Origin of the sequence: Wandonia haliotis (assembly GCF_039523435.1) — a bacterium.
Lineage (GTDB): Bacteria > Bacteroidota > Bacteroidia > Flavobacteriales_D > Crocinitomicaceae > Wandonia > Wandonia haliotis.
The window spans coordinates 321,531-337,883 of the sequence record NZ_BAAAFH010000003.1; the positions used below are offsets into that span (position 1 = coordinate 321,531).

The 16,353-nt window shown below is 39.9% G+C and carries 16 protein-coding genes; 15 read left to right on the forward strand and 1 reads right to left on the reverse strand.

The annotated features are described in order from the left end of the window. The first annotated feature begins 165 nt into the window (after positions 1-165). The 7 genes from ABDZ97_RS01930 (at position 166) to pyk (ending at position 8,033) form a co-directional block, all read left to right on the forward strand. The gene (locus ABDZ97_RS01930) at positions 166-2,910 is read left to right on the forward strand and encodes a TonB dependent receptor (protein WP_343784534.1); all 2,745 of its coding nucleotides are present in this window, start codon (positions 166-168) and stop codon (positions 2,908-2,910) included. Then, a complete protein-coding gene (locus ABDZ97_RS01935; RefSeq protein ID WP_343784536.1) occupies positions 2,897-3,622 on the forward strand; it encodes a GLPGLI family protein in 726 nt (241 codons plus the stop codon). The genes ABDZ97_RS01930 and ABDZ97_RS01935 overlap by 14 nt, the downstream gene beginning before the upstream one ends. A 230-nt stretch (positions 3,623-3,852) precedes the next feature. Then, positions 3,853-4,089: an acyl carrier protein gene (locus tag ABDZ97_RS01940; protein WP_343784537.1), complete on the forward strand. Its 237-nt coding sequence runs from the start codon at positions 3,853-3,855 to the stop codon at positions 4,087-4,089. A 42-nt stretch (positions 4,090-4,131) separates the two neighbouring features. Next, on the forward strand, positions 4,132-5,385 hold the full coding sequence (gene fabF, locus ABDZ97_RS01945) for a beta-ketoacyl-ACP synthase II (RefSeq protein ID WP_343784538.1): 1,254 nt from the start codon (positions 4,132-4,134) through the stop codon (positions 5,383-5,385). A 5-nt stretch (positions 5,386-5,390) separates the two neighbouring features. Next, positions 5,391-6,110: a ribonuclease III gene (rnc, locus tag ABDZ97_RS01950; RefSeq protein WP_343784539.1), complete on the forward strand. Its 720-nt coding sequence runs from the start codon at positions 5,391-5,393 to the stop codon at positions 6,108-6,110. Between the two features lie 36 nt (positions 6,111-6,146). Next, on the forward strand, positions 6,147-6,572 hold the full coding sequence (locus tag ABDZ97_RS01955) for an IPExxxVDY family protein (RefSeq protein ID WP_343784541.1): 426 nt from the start codon (positions 6,147-6,149) through the stop codon (positions 6,570-6,572). A gap of 42 nt (positions 6,573-6,614) precedes the next feature. Continuing rightward, the gene (gene pyk / locus ABDZ97_RS01960; protein WP_343784543.1) at positions 6,615-8,033 is read left to right on the forward strand and encodes a pyruvate kinase; all 1,419 of its coding nucleotides are present in this window, start codon (positions 6,615-6,617) and stop codon (positions 8,031-8,033) included. Between the two features lie 52 nt (positions 8,034-8,085). Here the strand turns inward: pyk and ABDZ97_RS01965 are convergent, their stop codons facing one another. Then, positions 8,086-8,712 (reverse strand): YceI family protein, encoded by a 627-nt coding sequence (locus tag ABDZ97_RS01965; protein ID WP_343784545.1) that lies wholly within the window; start codon positions 8,710-8,712, stop codon positions 8,086-8,088. Between the two features lie 161 nt (positions 8,713-8,873). Here ABDZ97_RS01965 and ABDZ97_RS01970 point away from each other — a divergent pair, with 161 nt between their 5' ends. The 8 genes from ABDZ97_RS01970 (at position 8,874) to ABDZ97_RS02005 (ending at position 16,274) form a co-directional block, all read left to right on the forward strand. After that, complete coding sequence (locus ABDZ97_RS01970; protein WP_343784547.1) at positions 8,874-9,782, forward strand: cell division protein FtsX; 909 nt, start codon at positions 8,874-8,876, stop codon at positions 9,780-9,782. Between the two features lie 33 nt (positions 9,783-9,815). Then, positions 9,816-10,058: a DUF3098 domain-containing protein gene (locus ABDZ97_RS01975; RefSeq protein ID WP_343784550.1), complete on the forward strand. Its 243-nt coding sequence runs from the start codon at positions 9,816-9,818 to the stop codon at positions 10,056-10,058. A 9-nt stretch (positions 10,059-10,067) separates the two neighbouring features. Continuing rightward, positions 10,068-10,859, forward strand: a complete 792-nt coding sequence (locus ABDZ97_RS01980) for an undecaprenyl-diphosphate phosphatase (RefSeq protein WP_343784552.1) — start codon at positions 10,068-10,070, stop codon at positions 10,857-10,859. A gap of 13 nt (positions 10,860-10,872) precedes the next feature. After that, entirely contained in the window at positions 10,873-11,586 is a 714-nt protein-coding gene (gene truB, locus ABDZ97_RS01985; RefSeq protein ID WP_343784554.1) for a tRNA pseudouridine(55) synthase TruB, read from the forward strand. A 90-nt stretch (positions 11,587-11,676) separates the two neighbouring features. After that, complete coding sequence (gene queA / locus ABDZ97_RS01990) at positions 11,677-12,726, forward strand: tRNA preQ1(34) S-adenosylmethionine ribosyltransferase-isomerase QueA (protein ID WP_343785673.1); 1,050 nt, start codon at positions 11,677-11,679, stop codon at positions 12,724-12,726. An 81-nt stretch (positions 12,727-12,807) separates the two neighbouring features. Further along, the gene (locus tag ABDZ97_RS01995; RefSeq protein WP_343784556.1) at positions 12,808-13,482 is read left to right on the forward strand and encodes a 2-C-methyl-D-erythritol 4-phosphate cytidylyltransferase; all 675 of its coding nucleotides are present in this window, start codon (positions 12,808-12,810) and stop codon (positions 13,480-13,482) included. 135 nt (positions 13,483-13,617) lie between these two features. Then, on the forward strand, positions 13,618-15,147 hold the full coding sequence (purH, locus tag ABDZ97_RS02000) for a bifunctional phosphoribosylaminoimidazolecarboxamide formyltransferase/IMP cyclohydrolase (protein ID WP_343784558.1): 1,530 nt from the start codon (positions 13,618-13,620) through the stop codon (positions 15,145-15,147). A gap of 101 nt (positions 15,148-15,248) precedes the next feature. After that, positions 15,249-16,274, forward strand: a complete 1,026-nt coding sequence (locus tag ABDZ97_RS02005; protein ID WP_343784560.1) for a rod shape-determining protein — start codon at positions 15,249-15,251, stop codon at positions 16,272-16,274. Positions 16,275-16,353: the final 79 nt, after the last annotated feature.

Genomic DNA, 16,353 nt, shown 5'->3' on the forward strand with positions numbered 1-16,353 from the left:
AAGAAACAGAAAAGATGATGGGAGGAATAATATATTGTTGAGTGGTGTAGAAACCCAATCCGGAATAAAAATGAGATAATCACGATTCTGAACCGCTCATACTTTTTTTTTAACAGACCTGTAACTTTCTTCTAACTTCGTATTCTACATAAAAAACAGATTTTCATGTTGTTTACGAAACGCTTTCTTTTATTTATTGCGTTATTGATCTCCTTTGTATCGGTTGGGCAGGATAAAATGAAAATTTCCGGTGTTATCAATGATACCTTAAATAATAAGCCACTATATAATGCCTCTGCAGTAATTATCAGGATCAGGGATTCTGTTTTATTAGATTATACCCGGACCGATCTTCAGGGAAGATTTGAATTTACAAATCTGGATATTGACACGGTTGAGTTACTAATTACGCATCCAAAATTTCTGGATCAGTCTTTTTATATGTTCGGAAGTGAGGACAATTATGAATTTCATATTCCCAATATAATTCCGTTGGAGAAAACAAAGGAAATCAGGGAGGTTGTAATTTTTGCCAGCAAAGATCCCATTTACTATAGAGGAGATACGCTCGTGTATGTGGCGGACTCATTTAATGTGAAGCCTAATGCTGTGGTAGAAGATTTATTGAAAAAACTACCGGGAGTAGAAGTCGATAAGGATGGAAAGATAAAGTCTCAGGGAAAAGATGTTGAAAAAGTGCTCGTGGATGGGGATGAGTTTTTTGGTTCGGATCCTCTTATTGCTACACGTAATCTTGGAGCCAGAGCCGTAGAGTCAGTGGAGGTGTACGAGAAAGAAAGTGAGAATGCTGAGAGTGGAAGTACAGAGACGGTACAAATAATGAACCTGAAACTGAAAGACGAAGCTAAGAAAGGATACTTCGGGCGTATTGCGGCAGGTTCTGACTTCCAGAAATTCTATGAGGGAGAAGCGTTAGCAAGTGTGTTCAATAAAGACCTTAAAATTTCCGTTTTCGGTCAGGCAACCAATACTCCGAACTCAGGATTCAGTTGGTCGGACATTAATCAGTATGGTTTGGATAATGAACGCCAGAACATCATAGATGAAGATGGAAACTGGACATTTATTGGAAGTACACCCAGAGATGGTCTTCCCCAATCTCTGAAAGGCGGGTTTTATTTTTCGGATAAGATCGGAGAAAAAACAAAGTTGTCAGCTAATTATACCTACAATGACAATCAGGTTATCGCCAACACGAACAAAACAACTCAGTATTTCCTTGTGGATACAACGTATTCAACAGATGATACAGGATCGGATAGAAATCGTTTGCAACAGCATATTGCCAACATTGGGTTTGAACAAAAGTTTGATTCGTTGACAACACTGGAGATTAAACCCCGTTTTCAGTTCAACAAGACAACACAACGCAGTGAAAGTACAACAGAGTTCTTTGATGCTGACAGAAATTCGTTTAGCGAGACAAATGTTCTGAATGAAACGGGTTCTGAAGAAATGTCTTTTTCCAATATTGCTAAACTGACAAGGTTGTTCAAGAAACGATTCAGGAAACTGGAGGTGACCTATCAGTTTGATTACAAGAAAAACACATTGGAAGGAGTATTGGAGTCAAGTAGCGGTTTGACGTTCATGGACTCAACGATTCAGTCGTTTAATCAAAAGAAAACGGGGAACCTTGAGGGGGCCGGTCATTTGGCTCGGGTTTCATATCATGAACCTCTTTCCAAACTTTGGCGACTGGAATTTGAATATCAGTTCAACCAGTTTAAAACCGATCAATCGCGTTCTTCGTTTAATCTGATCGGAGAGGAGTATAATGAGTTAGACTCCTTGTTTTCGAACAGTTTTGAAAATGAACAGATGATTAACTTCGGAGGTGCATTTGTGCGTTTTGAAAACCCGAAGCATTTGGTCCGTTTAGGTGCAAGAGTGCGGAATACGCAAATGGATAATTTCAATTTGTTTACAGGAGACAGCTTTAAACAAAATGTCAACAACCTATTACCCGGATTCCGGTATGCCTATAAAATAAAGCAAAACAGCCGGCTGAATTTTAATTATAATACAGATGCCCAATTGCCGTCAATAAGCCAGCTGCAGCCGTTACAGGACAATACAAATCCAAACCGAATAGTAGTAGGTAATCCGGATCTGAAGCCGACTTATACACATACGATGAGGTTAAATTACCACTTATTCAAACCGATTACTGGATTTTACACATGGGCAGGTGCATACTTTAGTTATATTAATAATGCTTTCTCCAGCTCTTTGCTATATGATCAGTATGGTAGAACAGTGAGTCAGTCGATAAATGTCGATAATAATTACTTTGGTAATGTGTATGCCGGAACAGGGATTCCTCTGTATAAGCAATTACTTAAGATGAATATAAATGCAAATGCGGGAATAAGTTCAATCAACAATAAAATTAACGGTTTGGATAACCGAACGATCAACAATTCAGTGGGTGGAGGACTTGATCTTGTGTTTGATAAAGATTCTTTGTTTTTTGAAATTGGAGGATCTATCAATTACAACGCCCCTAACAGTACATTAAATTCGGGAGCCAATCAACCCTATTTCACCCACAATTATAACGTCAACTTTGCCTGGGATATTTTCTGGAATATTACACTTGCAACTGAAGCAAGGTATGTGATTCAGAGTCAGCGGGCTGATGGATTTAATCTGAACTACTTCATTTGGGATGTGTCCGTGAAAAAGAATTTCCTGAAAGACGAAAACCTTGTGCTTGAATTGCGTGCGAACGATTTACTGAACCAGAATATTACGGCGTCAAGGAACATTCAAACCAACATCATTGTGGACAACCGTACCCAGATTATCAGCCGATATTTCCTGGTAAAACTTACGTATAACTTTAAGAACAAAATAAAAGCTGTAGATAGTGATGAAGAATTTTAATAGATTAGGTTTTGTTCTTTTGTCCTGTTTTCTCTTTTCTGTAGGATATTCTGAAGGGCAGATTCACGCAGGTAAAATTACTTTTGAGCGAAAGACAAACCTCCATAAAAAGTTCCCGGATCAGGAAATGAGAAGGTGGATCGGCGACGAGAAGTATAAGTACGATATGTTTTATTTGTACTTTAATGATACGATGAGTGTCTTTCTTCCGGAAGAGATCAATATGAACGACCGAAGCAATTGGACCACGGTGAGGAATAAAGTGATTTCTTATCTTCAACGGGATCAGCGATACAGTCTCCTGAACGTTTGGGGGGAGGAAGTCGTGGTAGCGGACACATTAAAACACAGAACGTATAAGATAATTCCTAAGAAAAGGGAAATAGCGGGGTACAATTGCCAAATGGTACGTTTTGATCAGAATGATTCTATACGTATTTATCTTTGGTATACGGATGCCATCCTTCCATCCGTTGGTCCTGAATCTTATCTTGGACTACCGGGGGCTATACTTGGTTTGGCGACGGAAGACGGCGGGGTAGTCTACTTTGCGACAAAAGTGGAAGAACTTGAGCCGGATTTTCAGCAGGTTTTACCAAAGTTCAAGACCAACAAGAGTCTTACGGAAATTGAAATGATAGAGGAACTATCGAAACGGTTCGCCGGTAGCCCCTGGGGTGATAAGGCAATTAAAGAACTGTTTATGTGGTAAATATTCGATTGCTCCGTAAAAAGCGCAACCGACAGGTAATGAGACGAATTGTAATGCACGCATCAGAAATTAATCATTCAAACACCTCAAAATTCAGGCAATTTGTAATTAACAGGGAAAGGAAAGGCAGAAATATTAACAATTTCCCCAAGCAATATTCGCATGAAAATTTTGTTTTTTGGTTGAGATATTATTTCTTTGCGGCTGAATTAATCCTTAAATAGAAAGAAATGTCTGATATCAAATCAAGAGTAGTATCTATTATCGTAGACAAGTTAGGTGTTGAAGAGTCTGAAGTAAACAATGAGGCGAGCTTCACAAATGACCTAGGTGCAGATTCTTTGGATACTGTAGAATTGATCATGGAATTCGAAAAAGAATTCAATATCGCTATTCCAGATGATCAAGCAGAGAAAATACAAACTGTTGGTGATGCGATTTCTTACATTGAAGAAAACGCGAAGTAATCAGCTTTTTAACTGATCAGGACTGATTTTTAAATTTTGACTATGGAGTTAAAGCGCGTTGTTGTAACTGGTTTAGGTGCACTTACCCCAATTGGGAATAATCTTGAAGCATATTGGAATGGCTTAACACAAGGAGTCAGTGGTGCTGCGCCCATACAACAGTTTGACGCTTCCAAGTTTAAAACTCAGTTTGCCTGTGAGGTGAAAGACTTCAATGTAGAAGACTACATTGACAGAAAAGAAGCAAGAAAATTAGATCAATTTGCACAATATGCCATGGTTTCCGTAGAGGAAGCTATGGCTGATGCAAATTTTGATCTTGAAAAAATCAATGTGGATCGTGCCGGAGTAATCTGGGGATCTGGTATTGGTGGTTTAAAGACGTTTCAGGACGAGTGTCAGAACTATTTCAGTGGTGATGGAACACCTCGTTTTAATCCGTTCTTTATTCCGAAAATGATTGCTGATATTGCAGCAGGTCACATTTCCATTAAATATGGATTCAGAGGGCCTAACTATTGTACAGTGTCAGCTTGTGCATCCTCTACGAATGCTTTGATTGATGCCTATAATCTTATCCGTCTTGGTAAGGCGGAGATTATGATTACAGGTGGATCTGAAGCAGGAGTAAACGATGTAGGTATAGGTGGATTTAATGCCCTGAAAGCACTTTCGACGCGTAATGATGATCCGAAAACAGCCTCTCGTCCTTTTGATAAGGATCGTGATGGATTTGTTTTAGGTGAGGGAGCCGGTGCAATTATTCTTGAAGAATATGAGCATGCCGTAGCCCGCGGAGCAAAAATTTATGCAGAAGTTGCCGGAGGAGGAATGTCCGCTGACGCATACCATATGACAGCACCACACCCAGAAGGGTTAGGAGCAATCAACGTAATGAAATCCACGTTGGAAGATGCCGGAATGAATCCGGAAGAAATCGACTACATTAATGTTCACGGAACGTCTACTCCTTTGGGAGACGTCGCTGAAACAAAAGCGATCAAAGCAGTTTTCGGAGAGCACGCATATCAACTTAACATCTCTTCTACTAAATCAATGACAGGACACTTGTTAGGTGCTGCGGGAGCAATAGAGGCAATTGCCTGTATTATGTCCGTTAAGCACGACATTGTTCCACCGACTATCAACCATTTTACGGATGATCCGGACATTGATAATGCTTTGAATTTCACATTCAACACCGCTCAAAAGCGAACCGTGAACGCGGCACTTTCGAATACATTCGGTTTCGGTGGACACAATACATCAGTTATTGTAAAGAAATTTAAGGCTTAGCAAACTTGTTTTGGAAAAAACTATTTGAGAAAAATCAAAAATCGGATAAGGATTTACAGCTGATTAAGTTTATCCTCATTCGTTTCGGATACCGTCCTAAAAACCTGGAACTTTTTAAGGAGGCGTTAACGCATAAGTCTTATAGTAATCTTTCCAACGATCCCAGTAATGAACGTCTTGAGTATTTAGGTGATGCAATTCTGGATGCAGTAATAGCTAATTTCTTATTCCATAAATTTCCGGACGAGGATGAAGGCTACCTTACAAAGGTAAAGTCTAAACTGGTTAGTCGTAAAACTCTCGCGGAATTGGGAGAGGCAATGGAAATTGCAACTGTCCTGAAGTACAACAAAGGACGTTCAATTAATTTATCTACGTTACAAGGGAATGCGCTGGAAGCGTTAATCGGAGCGGTATATCTGGATGCCGGATTTGATAAAGCGAAGAGCATCATTGAACAATATATTTTCCGGAATTACATTGATCTCTCAAAGACACTGGAAGAGGAAATTGATTTTAAGAGCAAATTGTTCATTTGGGCGCAGAAAAATAAGTTGGAACTTGAATTTGAGATCATTTCGGAATCTAACGAGGGGTCACATTGGGTGTACACTTCTCAGGTAATTATCAACCGGCTGGCCTACGGAAGAGGGACGGGAACCTCCAAAAAAGCTGCCGAGCAGGAAGCAGCAAAAGAGACCCTGGTTTTGATGGGCGAAATCTAGTGTTTTATTCAAAGAATTTGGGTAATTTCGTTCGTAATGGCGAAGTATACATTACAGATTGAAAGTGATTTTGAATATGAGCTCATTGGAGTATGTTCACATCATCAGGATTACCGGGTGATATGGGAACTGAATCATCATCTGAACTGGGCGTTTCAAAAATCAGAGGAATACTACGCAAATTACACAAAAAAGGGTGTGTTTGTGTCAGAGCATAGTACGTACACTTTCTGTGATGAAGAGAATGGTATAGATTATCTTTTTATTAAGAATAAGGCACAAGGCAAATTTCTGTTGCCGGAATTATCGCAAATTGATTTCTTTATCTTCGTAAAAGATAACTTTGTGTTTGAAATGGAGGATTTATTAGCCCGTATTCGTAAAGTTCCTGCTGTTGTGACAGCTTTTTCTTATGATCCGGAATCGATAAAGTCCTGTGAACAATTAGTGATATTTGAATAATATGATTTTCGGTACTACACCGGAGAGACAAATAAAGAAAGTATGAAAAAAACAAAAATAGTGGCAACCATTGGTCCTGCATCTTCTTCCAGAGAAGTTCTGAAAGAAATGATCCTAAAAGGGGTAAATGTGTGCCGGATTAACTTCTCACACGGTTCGTATGATGATCACGCGGCTGTGATAGAAACGATTCGTGGTTTAAACGATGAAATGGGGTTGAACGTAGCTGTTCTTGCAGATTTACAAGGACCTAAAATCCGTGTAAGAGAAGTTGAGAACAACGCAGTTGAATTGGTTCAGGGTGAAGAATTAATATTTACAACGGATAAGTGCCTTGGGACTAAAGAAAAGGTTAGTATCTCGTACGAAAACCTGCCAACTGATGTAAAACCTGGGGAGACAATCCTGATGGATGACGGAAAACTAGTTGTTGAAGTTGTGAAATCAGATGGGAAGAAAAATGTAACTACAAAAGTTGTGCACGGTGGTATTCTTTCCTCGAACAAAGGTGTGAACCTCCCGAATACGCGGATATCACTTCCTTCTCTTACGGAGAAGGATCGATTGGATCTGGATTTTGCATTAAGCCATAATGTGGATTGGATCGGGCTTTCCTTTGTTCGTTCTGCGCGAGATATAATTGAACTGAAGCATATTATTTCTGTAGGAAGAAGTAACGCAAGAGTGATTGCGAAGATTGAAAAACCGGAAGCTCTTGAGGATATTGATGAAATCGTACGAACCAGTGATGGACTTATGGTAGCACGTGGGGATCTTGGGGTAGAGATTCCGATGCAGAAAGTACCATTGATTCAAAAAATGCTGATTCGAAAATGTCTGCAACATGCCAAGCCAATTATTGTCGCTACGCAGATGATGGAAAGTATGATAACCAATATTTCACCTACACGGGCAGAGGTGAATGACGTGGCAAATGCTGTTCTGGACGGAGCAGATGCGGTAATGCTTTCCGGAGAAACATCTGTCGGTAAGTTTCCGGTAAAAGTGATTGAAGCCATGTCGCAGATTGTTACCGAGATGGAATCCTTTGAAGGAATTTATAATAAGGAAGAAGTACCGGAGAAGAATCAAAACCGGTTTATTTCGGATTCGGTTTGTTTTAACGCTTGTCGTTTGGCGCAACGTGTAGAGGCAAAAGGAGTAATAACAATGACCTTTTCCGGTTATACAGCGTATAAAATTTCTTCACAACGTCCCAAAGCAACTATTTTTGTGTTTACCGGAAACCGCCAGATTCTGACGCAGCTTAACCTAGTTTGGGGAGTGCGTGGGTTCTATTACGACAAGATGGTAAGTACCGATCACACGATAGCAGACATTAAGTATATTCTTAAAAAAGAAGGATTGCTTGAAGAGGGAGACCTCGTTATCAATATTGCTTCTATGCCGATAGAAGAACAGGGGAACTCAAATATGTTGAAATTAAGTTATGTTGAGTAAATAAAAAAAGGCGGTTGAGAAACCGCCTTTTTTGTTCAACATCTATACCAGATTATTTGGTCATAGTAAGATTCAATTTGAAATCCACTTTTGGAGAAACACGCTGATCCGGGTTTTCAGGATCAATCGCTAAACCAGGAAGGTTTAATGATGCGATGTCTAGTGTAAATTCTCCTGCCGCAGTGATTCCGCTTTCCGTAATAGTTACAGTAGCAGGAACATCAACGTCCATTTCCAATCCAATTACAGAAAGTGTTCCTGTCATCCCATCTTTGTCAAGAGACTTTAGTGTGAATGTAGACTTTCCGAATTCTGCAGTATTAAAGTAATCAGCAGAGTTCATGTGACCAATAAACTTCTGTCCCATTTCCTCACTCATCGGATTAGGCTCATTCAATGTAGTCATGTCCATAGTAAATGAACCTTCTACAAACTTGTCTCCCTCCATTACAACTGTTCCGGAAGCAACTTTTACCGTCCCGGTGTGAGAGTGATCTACATCTTCTCCGATCAGGTAATGACCTGTCCATTCAAGAGTTGTTGCTTCAGAGTCAACTGTATACGTAGTTTTCTCAACAGCTTTCTCTTCTGTAGCTGATTCCTCATTTGCTACTTCTCCTGAGCAGGAAGTGGATGCCAAAGCAGCCAAAACGAACATGCTTAAAAATACTTTCTTCATAGCGATATTATTTTATTTCTTAAAAAGATACACAAATATAGAGAAATTCTTTTGATACTTACCATGGTATTTAATTTATTTTTCATTTTCAACGATGGTGTGTTATCAAAAAACGAATAAGAAATAAATAAGAGTCCTGTGAATTTCCTACTTTCGTACTAATGTCACAGGTAGGAAAAAAATACAGCAGACGCGGATTGCAAACGAGTTATGTTTCCACAGTAGTTGGAATCTCTCTTGTTCTGACGATGTTGGGTGTTGTACTGGCAATTGTACTGGGTCTGGCCGGTTTGAAAGAGAATGTTAAGGAACAGATTCAGGTGGATTTGTTTTTTTCAGCTGAAAAAACACAGGATGATATTAAATTAATTGCCAGGGAAATGGAGAACTACCCCGAAGTAAAATCGGTGAAATATGTTTCTTCCGAAAGAGCCTGGGAAGAGTTTGAAGAGATTACTCTGCAAACCGGAGATTCGTTAGCCGGGGCAGGGTTTGATCTTTCTGTTATTGATGGAGAAATTCCAATTCCTCCAAGTATTAGTTTCCATCCGAAAGCAGATTATGCAAATGAAGACTCCATGGAAGCTTTGCGCGTAAAACTGACTGAAGCTTTTCCTGCAATTACCGATTTTAACCTTAACAGAGAGTCGTTGCAGGATGTAAATATCGGTTTCGACAGGATCGCTTATATAATATTAGTCATTGCCGGCTTACTACTGTTGATTGCTTTTGCCATGATTAATAACACCATACGTCTGGCATTGTACTCGAAACGCTTTATCATAAAGACTATGCAGCTTGTGGGTGCAACGGCAGGGTTTATAAGACGTCCGTTTATTGTGCAGTCATTCTTTCAGGGAATTTTTGCTGCTATAATTGGTATGGGCTTGTTGATGGCAATTATTCACCTGACAAATGAATTTCTGCTCAATATTTCAGATTTATTGGATATAATGGTGTTATTGAAAGTATTCGGTGCAATTGTGGTGATGGGAATTCTGATCAGTGTTTTTTCGACGATTATTGCTCTTAACAAATATTTGCGAATGAAACTCGACGATTTGTACTAAATTAGTGCTTTCATTCAGGATAAAAGAACAGATATGAGTAATAAACCAACAATAGAGTTTGCATTTACGAAACCAAACTACATCTGGCTGATTATCGGTCTGGCTGTTAATATTCTAGGTTTTGTTTTGATGATTGGAGGAGCTTCGGAAGATTTCTCACAGTTTAATGAAGACGAACTGTTCAGTCCGCTTCGTATAACTCTTGCACCGATATTAGTGGTGGTCGGGTATATCATTATGCTGTATGCTATCATGAAATCCAGCCACAAGAAATAGTAACAATACATGTCACTTATAGAAGCTATAATCCTTGGTATAATTCAGGGATTAACCGAATTTCTTCCGGTAAGTAGTTCCGGACATCTTGAGATAGGAAAAGCCTTGTTTGGTTCTGAAGCGATGCCTTCCGAAAGTATGCAATTTACGGTTGTGGTTCACGGTGCAACGGCTTTGAGTACTATTGTTGTGTTCCGTAAAGATCTACTCCAAATTATCCGGGGCTTATTTCAATTCAGGTTGAATGAAGAGTTTTTCTTTTCCCTAAAAATCCTTTTGTCGATGATTCCTGCTGCCGTAGTGGGGGTGTTATTCAATGATGAGATTGAGCAGTTGTTTAACGGACAAATTCTTTTGGTGGGTGCTATGTTAGGAGTTACCGGGCTATTATTGTTTTTGGCGGACAGAGCAAGAGTGACCGATAAGCAGGTGTCATTTGGTTCGTCCATCATAATTGGAATTGCTCAGGCAATAGCTATTTTACCTGGAATATCGCGCTCCGGAGCGACAATTGCTACTTCAGTCTTGTTGGGGGTGGATAAGTCACGTGCTGCACGATTTTCTTTTTTAATGGTTGTTCCTCTTATTCTCGGTAAAATGGCAAAGGATGTTCTTGACGGAGCCTTTAGTGAAGGAGTTGGGTCAATGTTGCCGCTGACGGCTGGTTTTATAGCCGCATTTATTGTTGGAGTAATAGCCTGTACCTGGATGATTTCACTGGTAAAGAAAAGCCAATTAAAGTATTTCAGTTACTATTGTTTTGCTGCAGGGCTGATCAGCATTGTTCTTACATTAATATAGTTACCGCATAATTTTGAATTCATTAGAACGTACATTTGATTTCCAGACAGGAGAGTTTTTGTTAGTTGATAAAGAGTTACACTGGACCTCTTTTGATGTTGTAAATAAACTACGCTGGCACATCCGGAAAAAACTGGGAATCAAAAAAATAAAAGTGGGTCATGCCGGAACGCTGGACCCTTTAGCTTCCGGGTTATTACTTATCTGTACAGGGAAGAATACGAAGCGAATTGAGGAACTGATGGCAGACAAGAAAGAATATACGGGAACTATTCTTTTGGGTAAATCAACTCCCTCATTTGATCTGGAAACACAGTATGATAATGAAGCACCTGTTGCGCATATTACTAAAGAGCTTTTAGAGGAAGCCCGAAAAAGTTTTTTAGGTGAGCAATTACAGACACCACCGATTTTCTCGGCAAAAAAAATAGACGGGAAACGCGCGTATGACCTGGCGAGAGCTGGCAAAGAGGTTGAAGTAAAGAAAAGCAGGGTAGAAATTACTGATTTTGAAATTGATAGTACACGTTTCCCGGAAATTGATTTTCGGGTAGTATGCTCAAAAGGAACCTATATACGAAGTCTCGCTTCAGATTTTGGAAAAGCGGTTGATTCTTTGGGAACACTGGTTGCATTGAGAAGGACTAAGTCCGGAAATTTTGATGTGGAACAGGCGAAAACCGTCGAAGAATGGATCGCGCTGATTGATTCTGCGCCAAATACTTGAAATAGGTCATCTTTTTTTGTACCTTTGCAGACTTTTTACCCATTGCGGTTGTAGTAGTTTGAACAACATAAAAATTTTGGCGGCATGAAAATGAAATTGTCCGAATTCAAGTTTGATTTGCCAGAAGAGCTTATCGCTGAGTTTCCTTCTGATAATAGAGATGAATCACGCTTGATGGTCGTGCACCGCGACACAGGAAAAATAGAGCATCGTCTGTTTAAAGATATCATAGAATATTTTGATGACGGAGATGTAATGATAATGAATAATACGCGTGTTTTTCCTGCCAGAATGTACGGAAACAAGGAAAAAACTGGAGCGAAGATTGAGGTATTCCTGCTTCGTGAATTGAACCGCGAAAGTCTTTTGTGGGATGTATTGGTTGATCCGGCAAGAAAAATCCGTATTGGAAACAAATTGTATTTCGGAGAAGATGAATCATTGGTTGCTGAGGTAATTGATAATACAACATCCCGTGGTCGTACACTTCGCTTTTTATTCGACGGACCTTACGAAGAATTTAAAAAGAAAATTACCGAGTTAGGTGAAACACCCTTGCCGAAATATATAAAACGAGACGTTGTTCCTGAAGATGAAGATCGTTATCAGACGATTTATGCAAAAGTTGAAGGGGCAGTTGCTGCACCAACGGCCGGGCTACATTTTTCACGTGAACTATTGAAGCGTTTGGAGATTAAGGGGATTGATTTTGCTGAAGTTACGCTTCATATCGGTTTGGGAACATTCCGTACGGTTGAAGTGGAAGACCTTACCAAACACAAGATGGACTCTGAGCAGGTTGTTATTTCGGAACAATGTGCTGACAAGGTAAATAAAGCAAAATTAGCAAAGAAAAAGGTGTGTGCGGTAGGTACCACTTCCATGCGTGCTATTGAGACATCTGTGTCTACAGAAGGGTTGTTGAAGCCGTTTGACGGTTGGACAAATAAATTTATTTTCCCTCCTTATGATTTTAGCATTGCGGATTGTCTGATTACCAACTTCCATACACCACTTTCTACATTGCTTATGATGATTTCTGCTTTTTGCGGACATGAGTTAATGATGGAAGCATATCAGGAAGCAATTAAGGAAAAATATCGTTTCTATTCATACGGAGACGCAATGTTAATTCTGTAAAAGATTAGCGTATAAGATCAGAAGGCGGTTCGCAATTAGCGAGCCGCTTTTTTCGTATATTCACATTGAAAATCAATTACTATGCATAATTCAGTTATCATTACCGCTGCAGGTATCGGAAAACGAATGGGAGGAGCTGTTCCCAAGCAATTTTTGCCAGTTGCAGGAAAGCCGGTTTTGATGCACACGATGGAAGCATTCTATGCGTTTGATCCGGGATTGGAATTTATATTGACACTTCCGAAGGAGTGGGAGGAGTACTGGCAAAAATTGTGTGGAGAATATGATTTTACATTGGTTCATAGAGTTGTTACAGGAGGAGAGGAGCGATTCCATTCGGTGAAAAATGCGGTTAATCACGCAACAGGAGAGTTGATAGCTATTCATGATGGTGTACGACCGATGGTAAGTAATGAAACCATAAAACGAGTGTTTGAAAGTGCACAAATTCATCATGCGGCAGTTCCTGTGGTTCCGGTTAGTCAGTCGATCCGGAAGGTTACTGAACAAGGTAGTATGAGTCTGGACAGAAGCGAATACTATATCGTTCAGACTCCTCAGGTATTTACCCGAAAGATCCTTATTGAATCGTATAATCAACCGTACGATTCGACTTTTACGGACGATGCTTCAGTTGTTGAAAACAGAGGGTATTCTATTCATACAGTAGAAGGCAATGATGAGAATAGTAAGATAACTACCCAGAAAGATCTGAAGTTGGCAGAGCATTATTTTTCGTCTCAGGAAGAGGCCTGAAAACCAACTTGTTTTTGACAGTAGAGATTTGTTTCTCCGGAGAGACGAAATTCGCGGATTTTCTTTTTCATCAATGCTTTTAATTACCGTTAGAATGTGCTAATTTTGCGTTCTTTAAAAGCAGGCAGTATCATTATGGCAGACTCAAAGAAAATCAAAAGCGCTTTAATTTCAGTTTTTGACAAAGCTGGATTGGAACCAATCATCCGGGAATTAGCTAAAAATCAGGTTACAATATACTCGACAGGAGGTACTCAGGCATTTATCGAAGACCTGGGAGTGAATGTAGTTCCTGTCGAAGATCTTACTTCGTATCCTTCTATTTTGGGAGGGAGAGTAAAAACTTTGCACCCAAAGGTGTTTGGAGGAATTTTAAATCGCCGTGATTTAGCAGATGATCAGCAACAAATTGCTGAGTATGAAATCCCGGAAATTGACCTGGTGATCGTTGACCTGTATCCTTTTGAGAAAACAGTTGCTTCCGGAGCAGATCAAGCGGCAATTATTGAAAAAATTGACATAGGAGGAATTTCTCTTATTCGAGCTGCTGCCAAGAACTACAAAGATGTGGTAATTATACCTTCTGTTGATCAGTATAGTGAGTTTGTTGAAATCCTAGAAAAGCAGAATGGAGAGACAACATTGGAACAAAGAAAGTCTTTTGCAAGAGACGCATTTAACGTTTCCTCTCATTACGACACACATATTTTCCGATATTTTAATCAGGGAGAAAAGGAGTTGTTTAAACAAAGTATTCAGGACTCTCAGGTGTTGCGTTACGGAGAAAATCCACACCAAAAGGGAATTTTCCATGGGGATATGGGCGCCATCTTTGACAAACTTCACGGGAAAGAATTGTCATACAATAACCTGTTAGATGTTGATGCGGCGGTAAACCTGATGGAAGAGTTTAAAAATGACGGACCAACATTTGCCATTTTGAAACACAACAATGCTTGTGGATTAGCAACTCGTTCTTCGATAAGAGAAGCGTATAAGGATGCGCTTGCAGGAGATCCTGTTTCTGCTTTTGGTGGAATACTGATTGCAAACACTAAAATTGATGCGGAAACTGCAGGAGATATCAACGAGTTATTTTGCGAGGTTGTTATTGCTCCGGACTTTGAAGAAGCCGCTCTGGAGGTTTTAAAAAGTAAAAAGAACAGAATCATTTTGCGTCAGAAACCGGTTGAGTTACCGGCCCGTCAATTCAGAACCATTCTGAATGGAGTGTTGGAGCAGGATAAAGATTTTATTTCAGATAAAAAAGAAGATTTCGAATCGAAAACATCAAGTGTACCAACTGCTTCCCAGATGGAAGATTTGGAATTTGCCAACAAACTAGTGAAGCACACCAAGTCAAACACTATCGTTTTAGCAAAAAACAAGCAGTTGCTTGCCAGTGGGACAGGACAGACATCACGTGTTGATGCGTTGGTACAGGCCATTCACAAAGCGAAGTCATTTAAATTTGATTTACAGGATGCTGTAATGGCTTCAGATGCTTTCTTCCCCTTCCCGGATTGTGTGGAAATTGCAGGGAACGAAGGAGTCAATGCTGTTGTTCAGCCAGGTGGATCCATCAAGGATGAATTGTCGATTAATTATTGCAATGAAAACGGGATTGCAATGGTCTTTACCGGAAATCGTCATTTCAAGCACTAAAAAAGCCAGTTCATCGAAAATATTAAAAAAAAGGGCGTGTTTGTGAAATTAATTGATTAAAATTGATAATGTTGAACTACAAGCTATTATTATAACCGCAAATGGGATTATTTGATTTTTTAGTACAGGAAATTGCAGTTGACTTGGGTACAGCGAACACGTTGATTATCATGAATGATAAAGTGGTCGTTGACGAGCCTTCAATTGTTGCCAAAGACATTCAGACCGGTAAAATTGTTGCGATAGGAAAGAAGGCGCAACAGATGCACGGTAAGACGCATAAATTGATCGAAACGATACGCCCCCTGAAGGATGGAGTGATAGCAGATTTCCAGAGTGCTGAACAGATGATCCGCGGTATGATAAAGATGATAAAGCCGGGTGCCCGTATGTTCAACCCTACGTTGCGGATGGTAATTTGTATTCCATCAGGGATCACGGAGGTGGAGAAACGTGCTGTACGTGATTCATCAGAACACGCAGGAGCAAAAGAAGTATACCTTATCCACGAACCTATGGCAGCAGCTATTGGTATCGGTATTGATGTTGAAGAGCCCATGGGAAACATGATCATTGATATCGGAGGAGGAACTTCTGAGATTGCGGTAATTGCACTTGGTGGAATTGTGTGTGATAAATCGATTCGTGTTGCCGGTGACGATTTTACCAGCGATATCGAAGATTATATGAGAAGACAGCATAATATTCTGGTTGGAGAACGAACTGCCGAGCAAATCAAAATCGAGGTAGGAGCAGCTCTTCCCGAGTTGGATAACCCTCCCGGAGATTACGCAGTTAGAGGACGTGACTTAATGACGGGTATTCCTAAAGAAATTGTTGTATCGTACACAGAGATTGCTCATGCGCTTGACAAATCAATTTCGAAAATTGAAGAAGCGATTTTAAGTGCTTTGGAGATGACACCACCAGAATTATCGGCAGATATATACAAAACAGGAATTTATCTTGCCGGAGGAGGTTCTATGCTCCGCGGATTGGATAAACGTATTTCAATGAAAACAAAACTCCCGGTACACATTGCGGAAGATCCGTTAAGAGCTGTGGCGAGAGGAACCAGCATCGCTCTGAAGAACATCGATAAATTCCAGTTCCTTATCAGAGATTAACACTATTTAATTACCGCCAGAAGGCGGTTTTTTTTCGTATTTTGCTATGCGTAATTTGATAGCCTTTTTAAAGAAGTTC